The organism is Rhodococcus sp. P1Y (assembly GCF_003641205.1).
Lineage (GTDB): Bacteria > Actinomycetota > Actinomycetes > Mycobacteriales > Mycobacteriaceae > Rhodococcoides.
This window is the reverse complement of record NZ_CP032762.1, coordinates 241,019-263,812: the sequence shown is the minus strand read 5'-3', so window position 1 is coordinate 263,812 and position 22,794 is coordinate 241,019. Positions and strand designations below refer to the sequence as shown.

Sequence of the window (22,794 nt, the reverse complement as noted above, 5' to 3'; positions counted from 1 at the left end):
GCTCGATTTCTACCCGACATACATCAGCAAATTACCCGGTCAGCGCTGGCCTTCGACCCAGAACCGAACAGCCGAGTACGACGAGATACAGCGACATCCCGGACACCTGAATGCGCTGCGCAATGCCGAGTCCGTAGGAGCCGGGGAGGTTGTCCGCGATCATCAGCCACAAGGTTGCGGTCGACGTGAGGATCAGCACCGCAAGCCCGAGCGTCCTGAGCAGCGGAAGCGTGCGATAGCGGAAAGCCGCAACAGTGAACGCCACCATCGCGGTGAACACTGCGAACACCGCAATCGTGCTGGTCAGTGCGTGAACGTGGTGGAGCTGCGGGAACAACCCGCTCGGCTCGACGGGGCAGGATGGATCGTTTTCGGCGACGCATTCGATGGGAAGTTGCGAGTCCGCGATGGTCGCCGCACCGAACACTGCAATCGCAATCCAACCCGTGGTCGTGAGGGCTCGACGATCCAGGACGCTGCCCAGTCCCGCCGCCGCGATCAACAGAACGCCCGTAATCGCGTCCGCGGTGCTGAAGAAATGCCGATACGGCTGATCCGCTGCGTCGAGTTCACTCAGAAACGAATGCGCAGGGTCGAGGCCGGTGTCGAGAAAGAACTCCGCCACCCACGCCGAGTACAAAACCCCGGCCAGCACCAGTAACACCGTCGTCGCGGTGACTCTCCGTCGCGTCACTCCAGCAACAGTAGTTTGCCCGGTCGGCGGCCCGGGGGGGGAGACCGAATGAGACATTCGTTCGCTTGGGAGACCGAATGAGACATTCGCGCACTCTGAGTGACTGAAACAGACATTCGTTCACGTGGGAGACCGAAACAGACATTCGCTCACCCGGTAGGAGACCGAAACAGTCATTCGGTCAGGCCGAGGCCCGGTCCGTACTCAGCCCAGCGCGTGTACGACCCTGTCGGCTGCATCGGATGCAGGTTCGTGCTCCCACACGCGTACGACGGTCCAGCCTTGAGCGGCCAAACGGTCGTCGGTGTCGCGATCCCGGGCGACGTTGGCATCCAACTTGTCCGCCCACCACTGGGCGTTGTTGCGCGGCTTCGTCGCGTGGATCGGGCAACTGTGCCAGAAGCATCCGTCGACGAACACGGCGACCTTTCGTCGGGGAAACACGAGATCTGCCCGACGCCTCATCCCCTTCAGCGGTGCGCGATCGACGAAATATCGCAGGCCTCGACGGTGTAGTTCCTGCCGAAGTGCAACTTCTGGCTTGGTATCGCGTCGCCGCTGCTTGCTCAGCCGCGCACTGGTCGCAGCATCGGTCACCGGTCTGCCCACAAACTCCAAACTAGCCCCATCCGGTCATTCCGCAGGCTCCACTCCTAGCCGAGCCGGGTCATTCCGCAGGCTCCACTCCTAGCCGTCTTCGCTGTCCTCGGGCTCGGACCAGGTCGGGGCAAACTTGTTGCGACGCTCGACCTCGCTGTGGACGACCGCGGTGAACTCCTCGAACGTCAGGGTCTGCGAATCGGAGGGCCGGCCGTTGCGCGGAGGGGATTCGTCGACGTCGAAGAACCGGACCTCGCCGTCCGGGTTGTAGAGACCGATGAAGACCTTCTCGAACAAGTCGTAGCGGGTGTCCTCGGCTCCGAGGTCGACCCACATCTTCGCGGTTCCACCGAAAACGGCCCGTTTGCCCCGACCGGACCGTTTGGACAGCGTTGTGACGTGATGCGCGAACGACGACTTGCCGATGTCACTGGCTTTCGATGCATCACCGTCGTCGCACGTGGCGAACGGGGTGAACATGACGGCGATCAACACGCTGTACGGCTGGCGCTGGTGCAGAACCATTGCCTCGCCGCGTAATTCGTGGTCATTCCGGACGATGTTCTTGGTCCAGCGGCCGAACTTGCCGGTCCGCGGACTGAAATCGCGGAAGCTGTATGTCTTGATGGACACACACAGAATCAAGCCGAGCGTCGGATCGAGGGCCTTGACGTCGAGCCGCTTGCGCCCCTTCGCGACGTCGACCTGCGCCTCCTGCCCGACGCCCATCGCGTCGGGAGTGATGTTCGGATAGTGCGGCCGCAGGGCGTCGGCGACGGTCTGCGCCAGATGATTCGACAGTCGCTGCGCGTAGTTCTTCTTGTCGCTTCTATCGGCGTCGGGTGCCGGTTTGGAGCCCGCGAGTGCTAGCGGGCGAGCCAGCGCCGGCGGGTCTGGAAACAGCTGATCGCTCATGCGGCCCTTGGGTTCGGGTGTCCGCCCATACGGTCGAGGTGGGATTCGACGTCGTCGAGGAATCCAGGGACGAAGCGAAGATTGCCCATGCGCGCCCGCTTCAAGAAACCAGCGGTTGCTCGCGCCGAGAGCAGTTGCGAGTCCTCGAGGAAATCGCTGAGGTTCTCGTACGGCTCGTGGACAGGCCACGTCGAGCGGTGGACCTTGAACGCCGAACCCTTCGCTCCCCAGGCCGCGGCGGGCCAAGCCTGACCGGGCACCATCTGAACGTCTTCGGACGCATCGTGCACCTGCGGATGCTCCAGCTGCGACGCAACCCACGACGCCATCCGGACACTCACCGCATTCCCGACGAGTTTCCACCGATGGCCGGCCCGAACTCCGGGCACCGACACAGCGGGAGCCGTCCAGTCCGGATCGAAGCCCTGCAGTCGCTCAGCACTGACGATGCCAGGCGTGACGATCTCACCGGACGGCAGACGAACGGCCGGCGGACTGGCGATGCCGATGGACGATCCGCCCTTCAGCGTGGGGACCGCATTGACTGCCCACCCGAGACCACGAGTGCCTTCGGTCCAGTAGAAGCCACACGGTTGCTCGGACGGGTCACCGTCGGGTAGCGGCCCTTCGTCCTGCGAGAACAGAATCTCGCGAGGATCTTCGGTCCGTGAGGCCAGCATCAGCACACGTTGGCGGCGCTGCGGAAGTCCGAACGACCGGGCGTCGACGACGCGGTACGCCCACATGTATCCGAGATCGGACAGGGCATCGGTGATGTGCCGCATTGCCGCGCCGCGCCCGAGCTGCAGCATGAATGGAACATTTTCGATCAACAGCCACCGCGGCCCGTTGCGTCGTTTGACGAGCCGAAAAACCTCGTCGACCAGACCTGAGCGGTCGCCGGTGATACCGGCCGTCCGACCTGCCTGCGAGAGGTCCTGGCACGGAAAGCCGGCAGCTACCAACTCGGTGCCCGACGGTAACCCGCGCAGTTTGGTGACATCACGATGAAGCGGAACGTCGGGAAAATGGGCACCGAGAACAGCACCGGCGCCGGGGTCGATTTCGCACAGCAGTTCGCTCGACCAGCCCTGCTCCGAGAGCCCCAACTCGAGCCCGCCGATTCCGGCGAACAGCCCGACCATCGATCGCGAACCCACGCGCACCCTTCTCTCCCGAAGCGAAAACTCTTTGGAGAACGTTACTCGAGAACTCCGACAGGTTTCGCCAACCGTCGCGGTGCGCCTGCGTCAGCTGAGTAGTTCCTTTTCGATTTCGGGAGGAAGTCCGTGCACCGGCCGGTCCGGTCGATGCGCGGGCATACCCTCCCGGCGTATCCAAGCCCAGGTATCTCGGACCGTCGACGCGGCGGGGCGGCACACCAACCCGGCCGCGACCGCCTTGGACGTGTCGGCCTTCAGAAATCCGGCGAACTCACCGGACGGAGGCACCCAGCACGGCAGATGCGTCCACGGCTGCGCCCCTGCCGCAGCCAGACGGGCCTCGTCGATCCACACGAGCTCGGCGTCGGATCGCACAGTGTCGATGCATGCGGTCAGAAGCTCGGACATCGACGCATGCCCGGATCTACTCGCCACGTCGTGCGGGCCGACGGCTCCGCGCTCGAGCCCGGAAAGAACGAACGACGCGGCATCACGAGCATCGACATATTGCAATGGTCGATCGGGTGCCCCCGGCGCGACGACGCGGCCACCCGCAGCGATCCGGTTCAGCCACCAGGGTAGGCGTCCGATGTCCTCGTGCGGCCCGAGGATCAAACCTGCCCGAGCCAGGAGTGCGTCGGGAAACGAGGCGAGGATGCCCAGCTCGGCGCCGCGTTTGCTCGCTGCGTAGTCGGCGCCGCCCGACGAGGCATCCACCACTGACGAGACATCGACCACTGGAGAACTTTCGTCGACGTGCAAACCCCATCGGTACACGGACACACTGGAGATGTACGCGTAACCAGGGACGTGCCCCGTCAGCGAGAGCGCGTTGTCGGTGGCGACCTCCGGAGGTCCATCCCAGGTGTCGACGACGAAGTCCCACTGCCGACCGGCGACTGCGTCGTCGAATGCTCGTCTGTCCGTCCGATCGGCCCGGACGAGCTCCACCCCAGCGGGCACCGAACCGGTGACGCCACGATTGAGCATCGTCACCTCCCAGCCGCGGGCGATACCGTCGTCGACGATGGCGCGGCCTACGAACCGCGTTCCTCCCAAGACCAACATCCTCATGACGAACATGATCGCCGTCGCTGAATCCTGTCGACAACCGTTTCGGCTCAGAGCAGATTTGACCTGAACCATAGTTTAGGTTCGAGGATGGAATGTGCCGGCAGAAAAATCGGTTGGCCTTAGGGCTGTGGGAATGAAATCATTCATTTCACAGCAGGTGAGGAGAACGAAGAGTGTCCACGGGTGTGCTCGAACCGCAGATGACCACGCTGGATCAGCCGAACCCGAAGGCCGCCCAACCGAGTTCGTTGGCCCGGTTTCTGCCGTTCCTGGCGCCGTACAAGTGGCATTTCATCTTCTCGATCACAGCGTCACTGATCGCGACGCTCACCGGCCTGGTCATACCGCTCGTGATTCAGGGAGTCATCGACGGACCGATCACCGACGGTAATTTCGCGGGCGTGTGGTGGCCCGCCGCGCTGGTGCTGCTGCTGGGAACGATCGACGCTGTCGGTATCTGGATCCGTCGTTACCTGGTGTCCGGGCCGTCGAGCCAGTTCGAAATATCAGCTCGCGCAGCCGTATTCGAAAAACTTCAACGGTTGTCCGTCTCAGCCCATGAGGGCTGGGAGTCGGGACAGCTGCTGTCGAGGGCCATCGCGGACCTGTCCTCGCTACGGCGGTTTGTCGCATTCGTCGGACCGTTCATCATCATCAACACCGTTGCATTGATAGCGGGTCTCGGCGTGCTGTTCGTACAGTCGTGGCAACTAGGCCTCATCATGGCGGTGACGGGCATTCCGCTGGTGATCATCTGCACCAGGTTCGAGACGTTGTATCGGATCGTCGCACGCGACGCTCAGGACCAGGCAGGCGACGTCACGACGACCGTCGAGGAGTCCATTCAGGGCATCCGGGTTCTGAAGGCGTTCGGTCGCAGTGCGCACCTCGGTCGCCGATTCATCCGCGAGGCCGCAACCCTGCGTAGCACCGAGATGACGAAGGTGCGGTACCTGGCGATCTTGTGGGCGCTCATCGTCGGCATTCCACCGGTCGGCATCGGCGCCATGCTGGCATTCGGCACGTATTCGATCGTTCAGGGCACCATGACGGCAGGCATGCTCGTCGCGGTGATGGCGATCGTGGCGTTCCTGCTCTGGCCCATCGAATCGTTCGGTTTCCTACTCGCCGAGCTGAACAATGCGCGCACCGCGGCCGATCGTTACTGGGAGATCATGGACACTCCCGAAACGATTACCGGACCCGCGAATCCTGTTCCATTGCCGCGTGATGTGCACGGGATACTCGAATTCCACAGCGTTGGATTCACGTTTCCCGACGCCTCCGCCCCGCTGCTGACCGACGTCGAGTTCCGCATCGAACCGGGCGAGACGGTCGCTCTGGTCGGCGTCACCGGGAGCGGCAAGACGGCGCTGACGAACTTGGTTCCGCGGTTGTTCGATGTGACGAGTGGTGCCGTCACGATCGATGGCATCGACGTCAGGACACTGTCTTTGGCCGATCTGCGGTCGGTGGTGTCGGTGGCTTTCGAGGATCCGGTTCTGTTCTCGGCGAGTGTCCGCGAGAACATCGCCCTCGGTAGGCCTGGCGCATCGGACGCCGATGTCGATGAAGCGTTGGACATCGCACATGCACGAGACTTCGTCGAGACCTTGCCATGGGGACTCGACACTCGTATCGGCGAGCAGGGAATGAGCCTGTCCGGTGGGCAGCGTCAGCGACTGGCTCTTGCCCGAGCCGTGCTCGGCAAGCCGAGGATTCTGGTGCTCGACGACCCACTGTCGGCGCTGGACGTCAATACCGAAGCGCTGGTGCAAACAGACCTACGACGAGTCCTGACGCACTCGACGACATTGCTCGTCGCGCATCGGCCGTCCACTGCCGCACTCGCAGACCGAGTGCTCTACCTGGAGAACGGAAGAATCGTGGAACAGGGCACGCACGAACGCCTGTTGGCGACCTCGTCGAAGTACCGCCACGTGATGGGATCCATCGATGACTGAGCAGGGCGAAAAGGACTGGCGAGGAGTAGGAAACGAGGAGTCCGACGTCGACCCGACCGGCAACCTGGTTCTGGCAGGCAGGTCGCGGCGGCTGCTGTTCTCACTCGTCCGGCCGTACAAGAAGCAGGCGTTGCTGGCTCTCGCGATCATCATCGTCGACAACCTTGCGTTCGTCGCAGGCCCGTTGTTCATCGCGTACGCGTTGGACAACGGCATCTCCGCCGCGGTCGGTGGCAACTGGACGCCGTTGGCGTGGACGGTGTTCGGCTATATCGCCGTGGGCATCCTCGGTGCGATCACCACGTATACGTTCCTGATGGTCTCGGGCAGTTTGAGCCAAGCAATCCTGTTCGATCTGCGCAAGCGTGTGTTCAAGCATGCACAGTTGCTGAGCTTGTCTTTCCACGAGAAGTACACATCGGGTCGGCTGATCTCGCGGATCACCAGCGACGTCGAATCGCTTCAGACGTTGCTCGAAAGTGCGTTGAACGACGCCTTGTCGGCGGTCCTGTCGATCGTCAGCATCGCGATCATTCTCGTGTATCTCGATCTGCCGCTTGCGTTGATCGTTCTTGCGGGCTTCGTGCCGCTCGTCCTGGTGACGCGATGGTCGCAGCGTCGTCAGCGCACGGGGTACCGGCGAACTCGTGTGGCGATCGCCAGGGTCGTCGTGCACTTCGTGGAGTCGATGGGCGGGATTCGGGCGGTTCAGGTGTTCCGGCGGGAACCTCGGAACGACTCGATTCTGAAGACCGAGGACTCCGAGTATCGCGACGCGACGACTGCTGCGCTGCGCGGGATGGCCAGTTACACCGGCATCGTCCGGTGGATCGGCAATCTCACGCTCGCGATCATCGTCGTATTCGGAAGTTACCGAGTGATCAACGGACACATGGATATCGGCATTCTCGCCGCATATGTGCTCTATCTACGTCGGTTCTACGGGCCGCTCGACGAGCTGGCCATGGTGTTCAACGCCTACCAGTCGGCCGCAGCAGCGCTGGAGAAGATCTCCGGTGTGCTGGAGGAGGAACCGTCGGTGCTGGCACCTCGGAATCCGGTGCGGCTCGAAAACGCGCGCGGGGACATCGACTTCGACACAGTGCAGTTCGCCTACAACGCCGACCGCATCGTGCTGCCCGAGTTCTCGCTGCACGTTCCGGCCGGTCAGGTCGTCGCCATGGTCGGGGCCACAGGCGCCGGAAAGTCCACTCTGGCGAAGCTTCTCGCCAGATTTTACGACCCGACGGAAGGCTCGGTCAGTCTCGACGGCATCGACCTGCGGACCCTGGGTGACGAGAACATGCGTGAGCACATCGTGATGGTGACGCAGGAGTCGTTCTTGTTCTCCGGTTCCGTCGCGGACAACATCCGGCTCGGCAAACCGTCGGCGACGGATGCCGAGGTGGCGGCCGCGGCAGAAGCCGTCGGGCTGACGGAGTTCATCGCCACGCTGCCGGACGGGATCGACACCGATGTGCGCAAGAGGGGCGGGCGGCTCAGTTCCGGTCAGCGTCAGCTCGTCGCGTTCGCCAGGGTGTTCCTGGCGGCACCTGCGGTGATCGTGCTGGACGAGGCGACTTCGAGCCTCGACATCCCGAGCGAACGACTGGTTCAGCGCGCGTTGGAAACGGTGCTGCAGGGAAGAACGGCGTTGATCATCGCGCACCGGCTGTCGACGGTTGCCATCGCCGATCGAGTGCTGGTCATGGAGGACGGCGCCATCGTCGAGGACGGGTCGCCCGACGATCTCATCGCCCGGCACGGACGGTTTGCCGATCTCCACGACGCGTGGGAGGAAACGATGCCTTCGGCACCCGTGCGCGGGTAGTGACACAGGAGCGTAATTACGCACTCACGAGCAGCTCAGGAGCCGTGAGTGCGTAGTTACGACGGGCGGTAACTCTTCACGCACGGGCGGCGAAGCCGCACTACCACGGCGTGATCGGCGGCTTCACCCACATGATCTTCTCGTCGGCGTGTGCGGGGCGCGCAGACGGGTGATCGGGGTTGGCGGCCGCCCATTCACTCTTGCGGTCGAGTAGTTCGGCGGCGATGGTCCACGTTTCCAAGGTGCTCGGGGGAGTGATGCCGGCAGATCGGGCGAGCTTGCGCCGCGATGTGTCGGGCAGTGCCAACAATTCGGAGCTGTCGATCCCCAGATCCCACACGTAGCGCGCGAGGGCCGTCGCCTTGTCCTGTCGAGCTTTCGCAGCCTGCTCGGAATGCGCGAAGTCGAAGCCACCTGCAGTCACAGCGTCCAAGACTAGTGAGCGTGAGCAGTCTCAGGCCAGAGGGCCCGTGTAACGGCCACCACGCGGATCGGCGGGAAATGCGTCGTCCGAGGGGTAGAAATCTCACGAATCGGGTAGTGGATTGCGCCAGCGGGAGCAGAAAAGTCAGCACCGCTTGATCTGGCAACCCCTCTGTCGCTTACCGTAGTCGGGTGACCACTCCAACATCGGGTGCAGAACGCGCTTCCACCCCAGCGCCACCTCCGTCGACGCCGCCCTGGCCGGCGATCCTGACGTGGCGCGCGCACGATGCACCTCGCATGGAGTCGGTCCGCGTACAGCTCAACGGAAATCGCATCAAGGCTGCCGGCCGCATCGTTGGTGGCGCTTGCTCGGAGCATCCGGCGTTCAGTGCGTCGTACGACCTGGTAACGGACGAGAACGGCGTCACCCGTCGTCTGTCGTTGCGTACTTCCGTGGCGGGCGGGGAGAAGCAGGCATCCGTCAGCCGCGACGACGAGGGCTACTGGATGATCGAGAACTCGACCAACCACCAGCGTTCGACGTATCACGATGCACTCGACGTCGACGTCGTGTTCAGCCCGTTCTTCAACACGCTGCCGATCAGGCGCCTCGGCCTCCACACCGACTCGACCGATGTCGAGGTTCCCGTCGTCTACGTCAACCTGCTCGATCTGAGCATCCAGGAAGCCGGCCTCACCTACAGCAGCGGCGCCGACGGCATCCACGTGCTCTCGCCGGTGTCCAGTTCCTCGGTGACCGTTGACGCCGACGGCTTCGTCCTCGACTACCCCGGACTCGCCGAGCGGATCTGACGCACGACGCCACCGCGTCGTCCGGCGGCTCTGTATTTCTCCAGCCAGCCGTCGTCACCCGGTTCGACACCGGTGATGTCGAACCTTTCGTGCTGCTCGTACAACGTCCGTGCGTTGTGGCCTGCGGTGACGAGTGTCTTGGTCGACCGTTCGTCGACCAGTTCCTCCCGTGCCCTGTTCAGGAGAGCCAGCGTCTCGTCGAGGGCCTGGACGAGTGCGTCGGCGTTGCCCTCGCACATCGCTCGAACGAGCTCGGGTGACGACGACGCCACCCGAGTCCCGTCGCGGAACGATCCCGCGGCCAGGCCGAGCGCCAACGGGCTCGCCGCGCCGACCAGGGCGAGCGTCTCCGCCAGCACGTGCGGGAGGTGAGAGATGCGTGCGACGGCGCGGTCGTGCTCACCGCTTTCCACTGGTACGACGACGGATCCGCAGTCCAACGCCAGCGACGCAACCGCGCGCCACGCGTCGGGGTCGGCCCCGTCGTCGACCCCGACGACCCAGACCGCATCGGTGAACAGGTCAGGGTCAGCGGCTGACCAGCCGGACTGATTCGTTCCCGCCATCGGATGGCCCCCGACGTAGCGTGCGCCCAGCCCGTGCCGGTGCACAGCCGCGGCGACCTCGGCCTTGACACTGACGACATCGGTGACGGGATTGTTCGGCGCATGCTCCGCGATGGCGTCGAGAATCTCGTCGAGCGCGAACATCGGAACCCCGATGACGATGAGCGCGTCGGACTCGGCGGCACGGGTGAGTGCAGCGGTGAGATCGGTGCCGGTGTCGTACCCGGCTTGGATCGACCCGGCGATCGCGTCGGCGGAACGGTTGTATCCCCACGCAGTTCTGCCAGCACGAACGGCAGCCTGAAGTACCGATCCTCCGATCAGTCCTAACCCGAGTACACAGACGGGAGCAGTAGTCACAGGCTCTAGTTTCACAGGTGAGCACGGTGGACTTCATTTCGAGGCGGTCTGGCGACTACCGTTGCGCGCATGGCTGCACAGCGCGGGAGTAACAACTCCGCCAAGGCGAAGAAGTTCGACGGTCCGGATAGCAACGCCTTCGACGATCTCGAGGGCTTCGGTGTCGCGGTGGTGCACGAGGACGGCAAGTGGAAAGTGACTCCTCTACCGTCCAGCGCGTTGTTGTCACTTTCGGCGGCCGAGACCGAACTGCGCGAGATGCGAAGCTCCGGGGCTGTCTTCGGTTTGCTCGACGTCGACGACGAGTTCTTCGTCGTCCTCCGGCCCGCGCCGTCGGGCACGCGCCTTCTTCTGTCCGACGCCAGTCTTGCAGGCGAGTACGACATCGCCGCGGACGTGCTGGACGAACTCAACATCGACATCCCCGATTTCGACGAGGACGAGCTGGACGACATCGAGCCGTGGCCAGAGGGGGACATGGGCCTTCTGACCGACTTGGGCCTTCCTGAGGCCGTCATGGGCATCATCGTCGCCGAGACCGACCTCTATCCCGACGAGCAACTCGGATCCATCGCTCAAAGGCTCGGTTTTCCCGACGAGCTCGCAGCCGTCCTGGACAAGCTTCCTCGGTAGCGGTGAACGATCTCGAGCTCGTCCGCGCTGCGTTGGCGGCTGCGGGAGATGCCTCCCCGGCCGATGTGCCGGTGGGAGCCGTGGTCTTCGACGCGGACGGTCACGAATTGGCCCGCGCTGCGAATGCCCGTGAGGCAACCGGCGATCCGACGGCTCATGCCGAGGTCCTGGCCCTGCGGGCCGCAGCGCGAGTGCACGGCGACGGCTGGCGGCTCGAAGGATGCACCCTCGCGGTGACGTTGGAGCCCTGCACGATGTGCGCGGGCGCGCTGGTTCTCGCCCGAGTGTCTCGAGTGGTGTTCGGGGCGTGGGAGCCCAAGACCGGCGCGGTTGGATCGCTGTGGGATGTGGTTCGGGACCCGAGGCTGACCTACAGGCCCGAGGTTCGCGGAGGAATTCTCGAGGACGAGTGCGGCGCAGTTCTGCGTGACTTCTTCGTGTCCAAACGCTTATGAACTTCTCATGTTTGTCGGGGTAGGCGGTGGGTAAGCCGTGTGCGGGGAACGCGGAAATCGTGTTCCTAAGTGACGCATCCTCAGGAGGCAAAAATGGGACTCGACGACAAAATCGGTAACAAGGCCGAGGATCTGGGCGGCAAGGCCAAGGAAGCCACAGGCGCAGCCACCGGTAACGAAGAGCTTCGCCAGGAAGGCAAGGGCGATCAGCTCTCCTCCGCAGTGAAGGACGGCGCGGAGAAGGTCAAGGACGCAGCCTCCAACATCAAGGACAAGCTCACCGGTAACTGACGGAAGCTGCTCGACCAGGCGATTTAGCCTCAGGCCGTTGCTGCGGTATTGTTCTTCGCGGTGGCGTGTCCGAGCGGCCTAAGGAGCACGCCTCGAAAGCGTGTGACGGGTAATCCCCGTCCGAGGGTTCAAATCCCTCCGCCACCGCCAAAACTCCCCATCCGATTCGTCGGGTGGGGAGTTTTTTGTGTCCACGCTGTGGTTCGCCCACGTTCCGGTTGTCTGGAAGGTGTGCGGTTGCTTCGAAGGTGTGGGCGCGCGCGTGTTCCAGCCCACGCGCGCGTTGCAACCCGCGCCTGGGCTGGAACCCGCGCGTGGAAGGGCCGGGGGTGACCGAATGGGTCATTCGGTCACCCCCAGGGGCGGGCGGTAGCGTCGACCAGGTGGAAATCCGTCGCCGACGCCTGAGTGATCTGCCCGAATGCGTCCGGGTGCTGCGGGAAGTCCACGAAGCCGACCGGTACCCCGATCGTTGGCCCGAGGATCCGCAGGCGTGGCTGTTGCCCGACGCGGACAGTTGGATCGCCGTGACCGACGGCAGAATCCTCGGTCATGTCAGCCTCGTCGACCGAGACGACGCACTGTGGGTGTCGAGGTTGCTGGTTCGTCCTGGCACGCGCGGTCAGCAGATCGGCGAGTTGCTTCTCGAAGCGGCACGGACCAGGGGGACCCTGATGCTCGACGTCATCGAGCATTCCGAGCACGCAATTCGGCTTTACGAACGCACCGGGTGGACTTTGATCGACACCAGGCCCGCGAATTGGATCATGGCCGACGGAACCAGACCGGTCGAGCACATTTACACTTCGAATTAGGTTACCCTTCCCTTATGGGCAGAGGCGTTGAAGGCATCATCATGAAGGCGTACAAGACGGACGACTACAAGTTGACCGTCACGTCGAAAGAACCAGTGACCGACAAGTACATCCGTATCGGATTCACCGGCGGTGGTCTGCTCCAGAACCATCCAGTTCATCCGACGCAGTGGGTGCGAGTGTGGTTCGACGACGGGAACGGCAAGGAAGGCCAGCGCGGCTACACCCTGGTGCGGCAGAACCCCGAGGAAGACACGTTCGCCATCGAATTCGCCGTGCATTACGGTCCCGCTTCGAGGTGGGCCGAGAACGCCGAGCCGGGCGATGTACTCGAAGCAACCTTGATGCGAGGTAGCAACGGATCGAGCTTCACCATCCCGGACCCGACGCCGTCGGAGTTTTTGATCTTCGGGGACACGGCATCGTTGCCCGCGATCAACACCATCCTCGATGCGATCGGTGACACGCCCGCAAAGGTGTGGCTGGAATGGCAGTACGACTCGGACGTGACTCTGCCCGTCCACGCCGGTTCCGCTACTGAAGTGACCTGGCTACAACGAATCGACGACGGCAGACTGCTCCGCGAGGCCGCCGAGGAACTCTCGCCCGCGCCGGGAGCATTCGCATGGGTCGCGTGCGACGGTAGGTCTACCCGCTCGATCGTCAAGACGCTCAAGACGAACCACGGGTTCCGCAAGGAATCGATCAAGTCGCAGGCGTACTGGAAATGATCGCTTGAATGGTCCATTCATGTTGACAGGCAATATGAATGGACCATTCAAGCGATGGTGCACGGGTTCGGCCGCTGCTTGAATGGACCGCCGAAGCTATCTGACCGTATGAATGGACCATTCAAGCGATCGAGGCCGTCCTGTATGGAGGCCGGAACAACTCGGTGGCGTCGCCGGTTGGAGTGGCCTATGGTTCCTAGTGTGGCTAGGAAATAGACCACTGGAACTAGGCTGGAGGTAGTGGATGGCGCGCGCCGGCATCACCGTCGCTCGCTTGACCGAAGCGGCGTCGGACATGGCCGACGAGATCGGGTTCGACAACGTCACCGTGCTTGCGCTGGCGAAGTCGTTCGGGGTCAAGGATGCGAGCCTCTATTCGCACATCAAGAACCTGCGCGACTTACGTCAGCGTGTTGCGGCAGCGTCGTTGTCGGAGCTGGCAGACCGGGTGTCCGACGCCGTGGCCGGTCGCGCAGGTAAGGACGCGCTGGTCGCGTTCGCAGGTGCATATCGCGACTACGCGCGTGAGCATCCAGGGCGGTATGCCTCGACGCAGTTCGAGCTCGATTCGGAGGCGGCCTCGGCGAGCGACGCGCACAAGCACTCGCACATGTCGAGGGCGATACTGCGTGCCTACCGCCTGACCGAACCCGACGAAACCGACGCAGTACGACTGCTGGGCAGTACCTTTCACGGATTCATCGCGCTGGAGGCGTCGGGCGGATTCAGTCACGGCAACGGGCGTGAGTCCGAGCAATCGTGGCTACGTGTGCTGGATGTGCTTCATCATGCGCTCGAGAACTGGCCATCGCGCTGAACAACGTTGTAGGAGAGAAGATCATGAAACCGATAACCGAGAAAGAGATACGAGCGTCGTTCGTCAACTGCTCGAAAGGCGACGCCAAGCGACTGAACGTACCGAAGAATCTTGCTGATACACAATGGGATCAGCTCGACTTCCTCGGGTGGTCCGACCCATCCTATGCAGGGCGGAGCTACATCGTCGTCCCTGGTGACGACGGGCTCGTCGGCATCGCGCTGAAGCATGAAACCGGTGGATCGGATCGTGCTCAGATGTGCACGATCTGCACGACGACCCACGGACGCGGACACGTTTCGCTCATGACGGCGAGCAAGGTCGGAGAATCTGGACGGAAAGGTAACACCGTCGGCACCTACATGTGCAGCGACCTGGCATGTTCGCTCTACGCGCGCGGCACCAAGACACCGGCGATCGGAAATCGGTACCGCGAGAACCTCACTCCCGACGAGCGGGTCGAGCGTGCGAAGGAGAACCTGAACGCATTCGTCGGGCGGCTGTATTCGTAGAACGATCGGGCAGTTGTACCGCGCATCAGCAACGACCGATCCCGGCGGCGTCGAGACCGCGCAGCATCTGCTGTTGATCCTCGGGAGGAACTGTCGTCCAGCTGGGGTTTGCTTGGAGCTGTGCGGAGATACCGTCCGCAGCTTGCTCGCGAGAGGTCAGCCCGGTCGCTGCGAGTGCGTCGATCGCCGTGACGAACTGCTGACAGGTCTCGACGTACAACTGCTCACCCGTCGGCCGATCGGAACCGAGCACGGGATCGATCGGGTCGGGCGTGGGTGCCTCGGGAGGCGCGACGGCGTCCTGCGTCCCGGCGGCCTCCGACTCGACCGGGGGTGCAGGCGTCGGGGATGCGGGTTCGACGGCAGCTGCCACCGACGACGTTTGTACTGGCGTGGTCGACGCAGGGGGAGCGAGGCCAGGGTCGTCGTCGCTGCATCCGGCGAGCACGACAATCGCGAGAACACCGGCACAGAGCATCCGCTTCATGGGCACTGTGTACCAGAGGTCACGGCAGGGTGGCCGCGTGGGCGGCGATCGTGTCGACGGTGGTCGTCCAGGCCGGGGTCCCGGCGTCGGTGAAAGCGCCGTGCCCGGCGCCTGGCAGGATCACCAATTCAGCGCGGTCGCCGGCGGCTGTGGCTGCCTCCACATATGCCTTGCTCTGATTCACCGAGACGGTCTTGTCCTCATCCCCGTGAATCGCAGTCACCTCGGTGCCGATCGGCAGGTGTGCGATGGGTGAGGCGACGAGATAGCGGTCGGGAACTTGGTCCGGCATCCCGCCGAGGAATGCGGGCACGAGCGCGTCGCCGCCGATGTTCGCGGCACGGGCCATGTCGAAGACGCCGGCCATGATCGTCGCGCTCCGAGGCCGGATTTTCGGCTGGGCACCCGGCGCCGACGCATCGAGCGTGTGTCGCCCGGCGAGCCACGCTGCAAGTTGACCGCCTGCCGAGTGGCCGGCGACGTGCACACGGTCGAGATCGAGCCGGCCGCCCGCGGCTTCCTGGACTGTGGTCGCCAGAGCTTCCGTTGCGTTGTCGACGTCGGCCAGGGTGTTCCGATAATCTCCTGTGCCTCGGCGGTATTCGATATTCCACACCGCGATTCCGCGATCGGCCACGGCCTCGGAGATCGGGCCGAAATACGTCATGTCGTATTTCTGCTGCCACCCTCCGCCGTGAACCATCACGACCACGGGAATGGGATCGGCGCCGTTGTCGGGTAGATACAGATCGCCGACGTTGTCCTTGTCGGGCCCGTACTGAACACGGATCGGAGGGTCGGACAGTGCAGGGACGAGTGCGGGCGACGGGGTCGGAATCGGCGGCGGAGTCGAGCGGACTTCGGTGCCGGAACACCCTGCGAGAACGACGAACACGAGCAGAAGTGCAAGGCAGCGAAGAGATTTCACCGATTGCCGCCCGTCCAAGCGAGGAGGTCCGTCATGGACCACGTGTTGATAACGCGCTCGGCCGGCACACCCCGAGCCTCCGCCCGGACTGCGCCGTAACCCCGCCAATCGAGCTGACCCGGGGCGTGGGCGTCGGTGTCGATGGAGAACAGGCATCCCCGTTCGAGTGCGACGTCGATGAGCCGTTCGGGTGGGTCCTGGCGTTCCGGACGAGCATTGATCTCGACGGCGGTGCCGAACTGTGCGCACCCCTCGAACACCACCTCGGCGTCGAACTTCGATTCGGGTCTGGTTCCGCGCCCGCCCTCGACGAGACGGCCCGTGCAGTGGCCGAGCACATCGACGTGGGGGTTGGCGACAGCATTCACCATCCTTCGGGTCATCGTGTCCGAATCTGCTCTGAGGTTCGAATGTACGCTCGCGACAACCACATCCAACTCGGCGAGAAGGCCTTCGTCCTGATCGAGGCTACCGTCGTCGAGTATGTCGACCTCGATTCCGGTCAGGATCCGGAATGGTGCCAGCTGCTCGTTGAGTTCGGCCACGACATCGAGCTGACGACGAAGTCTCTCTGCGCTCAGCCCGTTCGCAACCTTCAGCCTGGGGGAGTGATCGGTGAGCGCGCAGTACTCGTGTCCGAGCCGTTTCGCGGTCCGCATCATCTCGTCGATCGGACTGCCGCCGTCGGACCAGTTCGAGTGGGTATGTAGATCGCCCTTGAGCGCCGCGAGGAGGTCGTTCTCACCGATCGGTTCTGCCTCGTCTCGCTTCTCGACGAGGTAGTCGGGTACTTCTCCCGCGACTGCCTGACGAATTATCAGTGACGTCTTTGCTCCGATTCCAGGCAATGCTGACCAGGTGTCGGTACGTTTACGTTCGGAAAATGCTGTCTCGCTTAGGTTTTCGACCACATCGGCCGCCCGTCGGTACGCCTTGACTCGGTGGGTGTCCGCGCGGGAGCGCTCGAGCCAGTAGGCGATCTCGCGGAGGGCTTCGATCGGGTCCATGTCGCTATTGTCCAGTAATGGGGTGCGGTTCGATCAACCCGGTGCTCGGTTGCACGTCCGCACGAGCGCCCATGACGACGACGCCGACCGCACGGCCCTGCGGAATGACCCGGGTGTCAGGAGTGGAGCCTGCGGAATGACCCGGGTGTCAGGAGTGGAGCCTGCGAAACGGACAAAATTCTCAGCAAGTTGACAGGAGCTGGGACTCCTTTTCTGTTGAAGGTGCAACTACCATTGTCGGGCATGACCAAGAAATGGTGGATCGTCGGCGCGGTAGTCGTCGTGGTGATTGCTCTGGGTGCGTTCTTCGGCCCCAAGATCTATGCGTCCTTCCAGGGTGACGACGCCCCAGCGGCGACGGTCTCGACGTCGGGCGCGCAAGCTGCCACAACGGACGACCTCAACGGCACGTGGACCATCGTCCCGGGCGACGCGTCCAACACGACTGCGGCGGGCTACACCGTCGACGAGGTCCTGAACGGATCCGATGTGACCGTCGTCGGGTCGACCACCGAGGTCAGTGGTGATGTCACGATCAGCGGGGATTCCCTCACTGCGGGTGAGGTAACCGTCCAGACCAACTCGATCACCACCGACAGTGACCGTCGCGACGGCCAGTTCCGCGGCAACATCTTCGACACCGCTACCTACCCGACAGCGACGTTCACCTTCGACTCGCCCGTAGATCTGTCGGCACTCCCCAAGGACGGGACGACGACGACCGTGACGGCCGAGGGCACGTTGACGCTCAAGGATCAGTCGCGTCCGGTGTCCGTCGACATCGAGATCTTGCAGTCGGGTGACACGTTGATTGCGTCGGGGAGTATCCCGACGACATGGACCGACTTCGGAATCGAGCCTCCGTCGTTGGGATTTGTCACCGTCGAGGGCGCAGGTTCGGTCGACTTCCTGATCAACTTGAGCTCGAACTAGTTTCCTTCGTTCCGGTTCTGCTCGGCGTCCACCCCGGTGGGCCCAGAACGAATCCGACGCGTTCACGCCATGACCGCGATGCCGCTACATCCCTTGCGATGGAGCGGTATTCGTGTGTCTGGAGGGTCCAGATGTTGTACGTGTTCACCGGCTTGGTCAGACCGTAGTGTGGTCTGTCGATCTCGTCGGCGTAGCTGCCGAACAGCCGATCCCAGACGATGAAGATGCCTCCGTAGTTCTTGTCGAGGTACTGCGGATCGTTGCCGTGGTGAACCCGGTGGTGCGACGGAGTGTTGAACACGAACTCGATCGGTCGGGGTAGCTTGTCGATCCGCTCGGTGTGGACCCAGAACTGGTACACAAGATTGATCGAGAATCCGACGAACACCATCCACGGCGGAACCCCCAACAGCGGCAATGGAAGCCACATCACGATTTCGCCGCTGTTGTTCCATTTCTGGCGCAGTGCGGTGCTGAAGTTGAAGTACTCGCTCGAGTGGTGAGCTTGATGCGTCGCCCAGATGACGCGCGTTCGGTGCGCGATCCGGTGGTACGCGTAGAACAGAATGTCGACGCCGAGAATCAGGATCACCCACGTGTACCAGGCATCTGCGGGTAGATGCCACGGCGCGACGTACACGTACAGGGCGGTATAGCCGACCAGCGCGAGCGTCTTCCATGCAGTGGTCGTGGCAATCGACACCACGCCCATCCCGAGGCTGGCGCGCGCGTCGGAACCCTTGTAGCTGCCCCTAGTTCCGTCTTCGAGCTTGACCGCTGCGAACCACTCGATGGCAAGTAGAAGTGCGAACGCCGGAATCGCCAGGGCAACCGGATCGCGCAAGGGTTCGGGCAGCGCGTTCCAGGCCGAACCGATCATCTCGACGCCTTCCTGCGTGACACTTTGGATCGAAGTGTAACGCCAAATTGTGTGCGGGGCCATAGTTGGGTGCTCGAAGGTGACCGAAAGGGACATTCGCACACTCTGAGTGACCGAAAGGCTCGTTCGCGCACTCTGAGTGACCGAAAGGCTCGTTCGCTCCGGTGAGGTGACCGAAAGGCTCGTTCGCGCACTCTGAGTGACTGAATGGGACATTCGGTGCGGGGAGGTGACGGAAAGGCTCGTTCGGTCACCCCTGAGTACGGAGATTCGCCTATTTCCTATTAAAATGGTAGGAATTAAAGGTCTACAACTGACAAGGGGGAATCGCCGTGCACATTACTGCCAAGGCGGACTATGCCGTGCGAACTCTGCTCGAGTTGGCTGCCGCAGGTGGTGCGCCAGGCAAGGCCGAGGCCCTGGCAGGTGCGCAGAATATCCCTCACAAATTCTTGGAATCGGTGCTGTCGGATTTGCGCCGGGCGGATCTGGTTCGCAGCCGGAGAGGGCCTGACGGGGGTTATTGGCTGGCACGACCTGCCGCGGAAATTTCCGTCGCCGATGTGATTCGGGCAGTAGAAGGGCCGCTGGCGTCGGTCAGGGGGCAACGGCCCGAGGATGTCGACTACCCGGGCCCGGCCAAGCCGCTTCAGCTGGTCTGGCTCGCGGTGCGTGCCAACATGCGTGCGGTTCTCGAGGAAGTGTCCCTGGCGGACATCGTCTCCGATGAGGTTCCGGAGTTCATTGCCGAATTGACGGCTGATCCGGCGGCGTGGGCTCGTCGCTGATTGTGACCTGACACGTGGTTGCCGTACCGGTGTGACCAAGTCGACAAAACTGCACATCTCTGCAACATTGCAGAACTCTGCACATTCCGTAGCTTGGAGTGTGTGACCGCACCTACTCCCGGCCTTCGCGATCAGAAGAAGGCCGCTACACGCGACGCCCTCGGCGTGGCGGCAGTCACGCTGGCCAAATCTCGCGGACTCGATGCCGTCACCGCCGACGCCATAGCGGCCGAGGCAGGCGTTTCCACCAGGACCTTCCACAATTACTTCGCCAACAAAGAGGAAGCAGTCCTGCACCACATCGAGGTGTCGGCGCTCGAATGGTTCGACATGCTCCGCACGCGCCCTGCCGGCGAGCCCATCTGGGCGTCGTTACGCCATGTTGCGGTGTCGATCGTGTCCGATCCCGACCGCGACCTCACCGAAGCATTTGCCGCCGCACAGTTGATCGAGTCCACTCCGAGCGTCGTCGCGAAAAAGCTCGAGGTGCACCACTCGCTGGTTCGGGTCCTGGGTGAGGCGATCGCCGAGCGCACCGGCACCGATATCGACCGAGACCTGTACCCCAACCTCCTCCAGTCCGCGGTCGGTAACGCCGTCACTGCCGCTCTGAACATCTGGACAAACGACTCAGAAGGAGCCCTCTCGCCGAAACAGCTTGTCGAGGACGCATTCGACCAACTGCAGGCCGGACTCCCGGACCCGCGCGAACAGAACACCAACTGAGGAGCTTCGCCAATGGCCACCTATCTATACCGAATCGGAAAGTTCGCCTTCCGGCGAAAAGGCATAGTCCTTCCCTTGTGGCTTGCGATTCTCGTCCTCGCGGGCGTCGGAGCGGCAACCCTGTCCGGCCCGACAGCCAACTCGTTCTCCATCCCGGGCACACCGGCGCAGTCCGCGCTCGACCTGCAGAGTGAGCGTTTCGGCCAGGCCGAGGATCCACTGAGTGCCGTCTCGGCGCAGTACGTGTTCAAAGCACCCGACGGTCAGACTCTCGACACCCCGGCCTACACCGCAGCCATCGGCGCGACGATCGCAGACATCGACAAGATCGAACAGGTCGATGCGTCCGCTAAGCCGGGCGGGCAGAAGCCGTTGGCCGACCCTGTTGCAGGCAATACAGCCATCGTCGAGCAGTACAACAAGCTCGCCCAGGAAGACGGAACTGCGCCTGACGTTGCCGCTGCGAACGCGGCCGCACTGTCGCCGCTGAATCCGGAGGGCAACGTCGGCACGATCGAGGTGCCCATCTCCGTGGAGCTGGCGGACGTCACAGACGATCTCCGCACCCAGCTCGACGAAGCTGCTCAGCCAGCTCGGGACGCCGGGCTGACCGTCGAACTCGGCGGCACCGTCGCCCAGAGTGCGTCGCCTCCGGGTGGTACCTCCGAGATCGTCGGTCTCGCCGTTGCAGCCGTCGTACTACTGATCATGTTCGGATCGGCCGCCGCGGCCAGCCTCCCCCTGATCACCGCCATCGTCGGTATCGGAATTAGCTCGCTTGCCATCACCACGGCGTCGGGCTTCGCCGATCTCTCGACGTTCACGCCCATCCTCGCGATCATGATCGGCCTGGCTGTCGCGATCGACTACTCGTTGTTCATTCTCGCGCGCTACCGACACGAACTGACGCTCACCGACGACCGGGAGGAAGCCGTCGGACGATCGGTCGGAACGGCAGGCTCGGCCGTCGTCTTCGCCGGCGCGACGGTGTTGATCGCCCTGGTTGCGTTGCGCGTCGTCGGAATTCCGTTCCTGTCGCAGATGGGCCTTGCCGCCGGTTTCGCTGTGCTGATCGCAGTCTTGATCGCCCTGACCTTCTTGCCTGCGATGCTCGGGCTCTACAAGGGCAAGGCATTTGCGGGCAAGCTCAAGTTCGTCAACACGACCGACCCCGAGGACCCCAATGCAACGCCGACCAACGGTCTGCGCTGGGCCCGTGCACTGGTCAAGCGGCCTGCCATCGGCCTCATCGGCGGCATCGTTCTGCTCGGCGTAATCGCCGGACCCACCACCGGCTTGTCTCTCGCACTTCCCAGCATCGCGACGTCCGACCCGGCAACCTCGGCTCGCAAGGCCTACGACCTGATCGACGAAGGATTCGGTCCGGGTCGCAACGGACCGCTCCTGGTCATCGCCGACGCCAGTGCCGCGCCCGAGGCCGATCGCGCAGCAGGATTCGGCAAGGTCGTCGACTCGATCTACGAAGAGGACGACGTCACCAACGCGCAGATCATCGCCGTCAACGAGGCCGGTGACACCGCACAGATTCTGGTGACACCGTCGAGTACCCCGAACAGCGACGCGACGAAGAACCTCGTGTCGAACCTGCGCGCCGCAGAACCTGGCTTCGCCGAGAGCGACGGGGTTTCCTACGGCGTGACCGGTCAGACTGCGCTCGAGCTGGACGTGTCCGAACGCCTGCAGGACGCACTCGTGCCGTATCTGGCCGTGGTCGTCGGACTCGCGTTCATCCTGTTGATGCTGGTGTTCCGGTCGATTCTCGTGCCGCTGACGGCGACGGTGGGCTTCCTGCTCAGCGTGCTCGCAACCTTCGGCGCGACGGTGTTCATCTTCCAAGAAGGCGGACTCGGGCTGATCAGTAACCCGCAGCCGATCGTCAGCTTCATGCCGATCTTCCTGATCGGTGTCGTGTTCGGTCTTGCGATGGACTACCAGGTCTTCCTGGTATCGCGAATGCGCGAGGAGTACGTGCACGGCGCGGCAGCCAAGGATGCCGTCGTGAACGGTTTCAAGTACGGGGCGCGCGTTGTCACGAGTGCTGCGGTCATCATGATCTCGGTGTTCGCAGCGTTCATGGCCGAACCGGACTCGTTCATCAAGTCCATCGGTTTCGCCCTGGCCGCCGCCGTGTTCTTCGACGCCTTCGTCGTCCGCATGGTCATCATCCCGTCGGTGATGGCGCTGCTCGGTGACAAGGCCTGGTGGTTGCCGAAGTGGCTGGACAAGATCTTGCCGAACGTCGACATCGAGGGTGCCAAGCTGAAGACAGCCACCCCCAAGGTCGACGCAGCCTGATCAGCGTCGATGGCCGAAGATTCTCGTGCCTACAACAAATTGTGGAGACTGTTACCCATGTGTACGAGT

Annotated in this window: 25 protein-coding genes and 1 tRNA gene; 15 read left to right on the top strand and 11 right to left on the bottom strand. The window is 63.2% G+C overall.

Annotation, left to right across the window (positions count from 1 at the left end; genetic code table 11):
- Nucleotides 1–31: 31 nt before the first annotated feature.
- From D8W71_RS01270 to D8W71_RS01250, 5 genes are all read right to left on the bottom strand, one after another.
- Nucleotides 32–694, bottom strand: a complete 663-nt coding sequence (locus tag D8W71_RS01270; protein ID WP_121110288.1) for a DUF998 domain-containing protein — start codon at nt 692–694, stop codon at nt 32–34.
- 204 nt (nt 695–898) lie between these two features.
- Entirely contained in the window at nt 899–1,303 is a 405-nt protein-coding gene (locus tag D8W71_RS01265; RefSeq protein WP_121110286.1) for a very short patch repair endonuclease, read from the bottom strand.
- A gap of 78 nt (nt 1,304–1,381) precedes the next feature.
- The gene (locus D8W71_RS01260) at nt 1,382–2,209 is read right to left on the bottom strand and encodes a hypothetical protein (RefSeq protein ID WP_121110284.1); all 828 of its coding nucleotides are present in this window, start codon (nt 2,207–2,209) and stop codon (nt 1,382–1,384) included.
- The gene (locus D8W71_RS01255) at nt 2,206–3,354 is read right to left on the bottom strand and encodes a DNA cytosine methyltransferase (protein WP_201265345.1); all 1,149 of its coding nucleotides are present in this window, start codon (nt 3,352–3,354) and stop codon (nt 2,206–2,208) included. Before D8W71_RS01255 ends, D8W71_RS01260 begins: the two co-directional genes overlap by 4 nt.
- 105 nt (nt 3,355–3,459) lie before the next feature.
- Nucleotides 3,460–4,446 carry an NAD-dependent epimerase/dehydratase family protein gene (locus D8W71_RS01250; protein ID WP_236077660.1) on the bottom strand — a complete coding sequence of 329 codons (987 nt, stop codon included), beginning with the start codon at nt 4,444–4,446 and terminating at the stop codon, nt 3,460–3,462.
- Between the two features lie 173 nt (nt 4,447–4,619).
- Here D8W71_RS01250 and D8W71_RS01245 point away from each other — a divergent pair, with 173 nt between their 5' ends.
- Both D8W71_RS01245 and D8W71_RS01240 read left to right on the top strand, forming a co-directional pair.
- Nucleotides 4,620–6,410: an ABC transporter ATP-binding protein gene (locus tag D8W71_RS01245; protein WP_121110280.1), complete on the top strand. Its 1,791-nt coding sequence runs from the start codon at nt 4,620–4,622 to the stop codon at nt 6,408–6,410.
- On the top strand, nt 6,403–8,241 hold the full coding sequence (locus tag D8W71_RS01240) for an ABC transporter ATP-binding protein (protein WP_121110278.1): 1,839 nt from the start codon (nt 6,403–6,405) through the stop codon (nt 8,239–8,241). Before D8W71_RS01245 ends, D8W71_RS01240 begins: the two co-directional genes overlap by 8 nt.
- A 100-nt stretch (nt 8,242–8,341) precedes the next feature.
- Here D8W71_RS01240 and D8W71_RS01235 read toward each other — a convergent pair whose 3' ends face one another.
- The gene (locus D8W71_RS01235) at nt 8,342–8,665 is read right to left on the bottom strand and encodes a hypothetical protein (protein WP_121110276.1); all 324 of its coding nucleotides are present in this window, start codon (nt 8,663–8,665) and stop codon (nt 8,342–8,344) included.
- Between the two features lie 299 nt (nt 8,666–8,964).
- Between D8W71_RS01235 and D8W71_RS01230 the strand changes: the two genes are divergently transcribed.
- On the top strand, nt 8,965–9,480 hold the full coding sequence (locus D8W71_RS01230) for a putative glycolipid-binding domain-containing protein (RefSeq protein WP_236077880.1): 516 nt from the start codon (nt 8,965–8,967) through the stop codon (nt 9,478–9,480).
- Here D8W71_RS01230 and D8W71_RS01225 read toward each other — a convergent pair.
- A complete protein-coding gene (locus D8W71_RS01225; RefSeq protein ID WP_442972006.1) occupies nt 9,453–10,406 on the bottom strand; it encodes a prephenate dehydrogenase in 954 nt (317 codons plus the stop codon). The genes D8W71_RS01230 and D8W71_RS01225 overlap by 28 nt on opposite strands.
- A 69-nt stretch (nt 10,407–10,475) precedes the next feature.
- Between D8W71_RS01225 and D8W71_RS01220 the strand changes: the two genes are divergently transcribed.
- From D8W71_RS01220 to D8W71_RS01185, 8 genes are all read left to right on the top strand, one after another.
- Nucleotides 10,476–11,039, top strand: a complete 564-nt coding sequence (locus D8W71_RS01220; RefSeq protein WP_121110272.1) for a tRNA adenosine deaminase-associated protein — start codon at nt 10,476–10,478, stop codon at nt 11,037–11,039.
- A gap of 2 nt (nt 11,040–11,041) precedes the next feature.
- On the top strand, nt 11,042–11,494 hold the full coding sequence (locus D8W71_RS01215) for a nucleoside deaminase (RefSeq protein ID WP_121110270.1): 453 nt from the start codon (nt 11,042–11,044) through the stop codon (nt 11,492–11,494).
- Nucleotides 11,495–11,587: 93 nt separating this feature from the next.
- Nucleotides 11,588–11,785, top strand: coding sequence for a CsbD family protein (locus D8W71_RS01210; protein ID WP_019662842.1), 198 nt, complete (start codon nt 11,588–11,590; stop codon nt 11,783–11,785).
- Between the two features lie 59 nt (nt 11,786–11,844).
- A tRNA-Ser gene (locus tag D8W71_RS01205) sits at nt 11,845–11,935 on the top strand.
- Between the two features lie 179 nt (nt 11,936–12,114).
- Nucleotides 12,115–12,600, top strand: a complete 486-nt coding sequence (locus D8W71_RS01200) for a GNAT family N-acetyltransferase (protein WP_161965376.1) — start codon at nt 12,115–12,117, stop codon at nt 12,598–12,600.
- 14 nt (nt 12,601–12,614) lie between these two features.
- A complete protein-coding gene (locus D8W71_RS01195) occupies nt 12,615–13,331 on the top strand; it encodes a siderophore-interacting protein (RefSeq protein WP_121110266.1) in 717 nt (238 codons plus the stop codon).
- 244 nt (nt 13,332–13,575) lie between these two features.
- On the top strand, nt 13,576–14,148 hold the full coding sequence (locus tag D8W71_RS01190; protein ID WP_121110264.1) for a TetR/AcrR family transcriptional regulator: 573 nt from the start codon (nt 13,576–13,578) through the stop codon (nt 14,146–14,148).
- A 23-nt stretch (nt 14,149–14,171) separates the two neighbouring features.
- Nucleotides 14,172–14,660, top strand: coding sequence for an FBP domain-containing protein (locus D8W71_RS01185; protein WP_121110262.1), 489 nt, complete (start codon nt 14,172–14,174; stop codon nt 14,658–14,660).
- A gap of 25 nt (nt 14,661–14,685) precedes the next feature.
- On the opposite strand, the gene D8W71_RS01180 is transcribed toward D8W71_RS01185, so the two are convergent.
- From D8W71_RS01180 to D8W71_RS01170, 3 genes are read right to left on the bottom strand one after another with little or no spacing between them, the layout of a single operon-like run.
- On the bottom strand, nt 14,686–15,147 hold the full coding sequence (locus D8W71_RS01180; protein WP_121110260.1) for a hypothetical protein: 462 nt from the start codon (nt 15,145–15,147) through the stop codon (nt 14,686–14,688).
- A 19-nt stretch (nt 15,148–15,166) separates the two neighbouring features.
- Nucleotides 15,167–16,075, bottom strand: a complete 909-nt coding sequence (locus D8W71_RS01175) for an alpha/beta hydrolase family protein (RefSeq protein WP_121110258.1) — start codon at nt 16,073–16,075, stop codon at nt 15,167–15,169.
- On the bottom strand, nt 16,072–17,082 hold the full coding sequence (locus D8W71_RS01170; RefSeq protein ID WP_121110256.1) for a PHP domain-containing protein: 1,011 nt from the start codon (nt 17,080–17,082) through the stop codon (nt 16,072–16,074). The genes D8W71_RS01175 and D8W71_RS01170 overlap by 4 nt, the downstream gene beginning before the upstream one ends.
- Nucleotides 17,083–17,325: 243 nt before the next feature.
- Between D8W71_RS01170 and D8W71_RS01165 the strand changes: the two genes are divergently transcribed.
- The gene (locus D8W71_RS01165; RefSeq protein WP_121110254.1) at nt 17,326–18,015 is read left to right on the top strand and encodes a YceI family protein; all 690 of its coding nucleotides are present in this window, start codon (nt 17,326–17,328) and stop codon (nt 18,013–18,015) included.
- Here D8W71_RS01165 and D8W71_RS01160 read toward each other — a convergent pair.
- Nucleotides 17,996–18,895, bottom strand: coding sequence for a sterol desaturase family protein (locus D8W71_RS01160; protein ID WP_121110252.1), 900 nt, complete (start codon nt 18,893–18,895; stop codon nt 17,996–17,998). The genes D8W71_RS01165 and D8W71_RS01160 overlap by 20 nt on opposite strands.
- A 332-nt stretch (nt 18,896–19,227) precedes the next feature.
- Between D8W71_RS01160 and D8W71_RS01155 the strand changes: the two genes are divergently transcribed.
- The 3 genes from D8W71_RS01155 (at nt 19,228) to D8W71_RS01145 (ending at nt 22,725) form a co-directional block, all read left to right on the top strand.
- A complete protein-coding gene (locus tag D8W71_RS01155) occupies nt 19,228–19,683 on the top strand; it encodes an RrF2 family transcriptional regulator (protein ID WP_121110250.1) in 456 nt (151 codons plus the stop codon).
- 93 nt (nt 19,684–19,776) lie between these two features.
- Nucleotides 19,777–20,409: a TetR/AcrR family transcriptional regulator gene (locus D8W71_RS01150; RefSeq protein WP_121110248.1), complete on the top strand. Its 633-nt coding sequence runs from the start codon at nt 19,777–19,779 to the stop codon at nt 20,407–20,409.
- 12 nt (nt 20,410–20,421) lie between these two features.
- Nucleotides 20,422–22,725 (top strand): MMPL family transporter, encoded by a 2,304-nt coding sequence (locus tag D8W71_RS01145; protein ID WP_121110246.1) that lies wholly within the window; start codon nt 20,422–20,424, stop codon nt 22,723–22,725.
- Nucleotides 22,726–22,794 lie beyond the last annotated feature (69 nt).

Bases quoted from the DNA above. Each gene is read 5' to 3' on its own strand.
- D8W71_RS01260 (WP_121110284.1), bottom strand. From the start codon at position 2,209: ATGAGCGATCAGCTGTTTCCAGACCCGCCGGCGCTGGCTCGCCCGCTA.
- D8W71_RS01255 (WP_201265345.1), bottom strand. From the start codon at position 3,354: ATGGTCGGGCTGTTCGCCGGAATCGGCGGGCTCGAGTTGGGGCTCTCG.
- D8W71_RS01250 (WP_236077660.1), bottom strand. From the start codon at position 4,446: ATGAGGATGTTGGTCTTGGGAGGAACGCGGTTCGTAGGCCGCGCCATC.
- D8W71_RS01240 (WP_121110278.1), top strand. From the start codon at position 6,403: ATGACTGAGCAGGGCGAAAAGGACTGGCGAGGAGTAGGAAACGAGGAG.
- D8W71_RS01230 (WP_236077880.1), top strand. From the start codon at position 8,965: ATGGAGTCGGTCCGCGTACAGCTCAACGGAAATCGCATCAAGGCTGCC.
- D8W71_RS01220 (WP_121110272.1), top strand. From the start codon at position 10,476: ATGGCTGCACAGCGCGGGAGTAACAACTCCGCCAAGGCGAAGAAGTTC.
- D8W71_RS01210 (WP_019662842.1), top strand. From the start codon at position 11,588: ATGGGACTCGACGACAAAATCGGTAACAAGGCCGAGGATCTGGGCGGC.
- D8W71_RS01195 (WP_121110266.1), top strand. From the start codon at position 12,615: ATGGGCAGAGGCGTTGAAGGCATCATCATGAAGGCGTACAAGACGGAC.
- D8W71_RS01190 (WP_121110264.1), top strand. From the start codon at position 13,576: ATGGCGCGCGCCGGCATCACCGTCGCTCGCTTGACCGAAGCGGCGTCG.
- D8W71_RS01185 (WP_121110262.1), top strand. From the start codon at position 14,172: ATGAAACCGATAACCGAGAAAGAGATACGAGCGTCGTTCGTCAACTGC.
- D8W71_RS01180 (WP_121110260.1), bottom strand. From the start codon at position 15,147: ATGAAGCGGATGCTCTGTGCCGGTGTTCTCGCGATTGTCGTGCTCGCC.
- D8W71_RS01170 (WP_121110256.1), bottom strand. From the start codon at position 17,082: ATGGACCCGATCGAAGCCCTCCGCGAGATCGCCTACTGGCTCGAGCGC.
- D8W71_RS01165 (WP_121110254.1), top strand. From the start codon at position 17,326: ATGACCAAGAAATGGTGGATCGTCGGCGCGGTAGTCGTCGTGGTGATT.
- D8W71_RS01160 (WP_121110252.1), bottom strand. From the start codon at position 18,895: ATGATCGGTTCGGCCTGGAACGCGCTGCCCGAACCCTTGCGCGATCCG.
- D8W71_RS01145 (WP_121110246.1), top strand. From the start codon at position 20,422: ATGGCCACCTATCTATACCGAATCGGAAAGTTCGCCTTCCGGCGAAAA.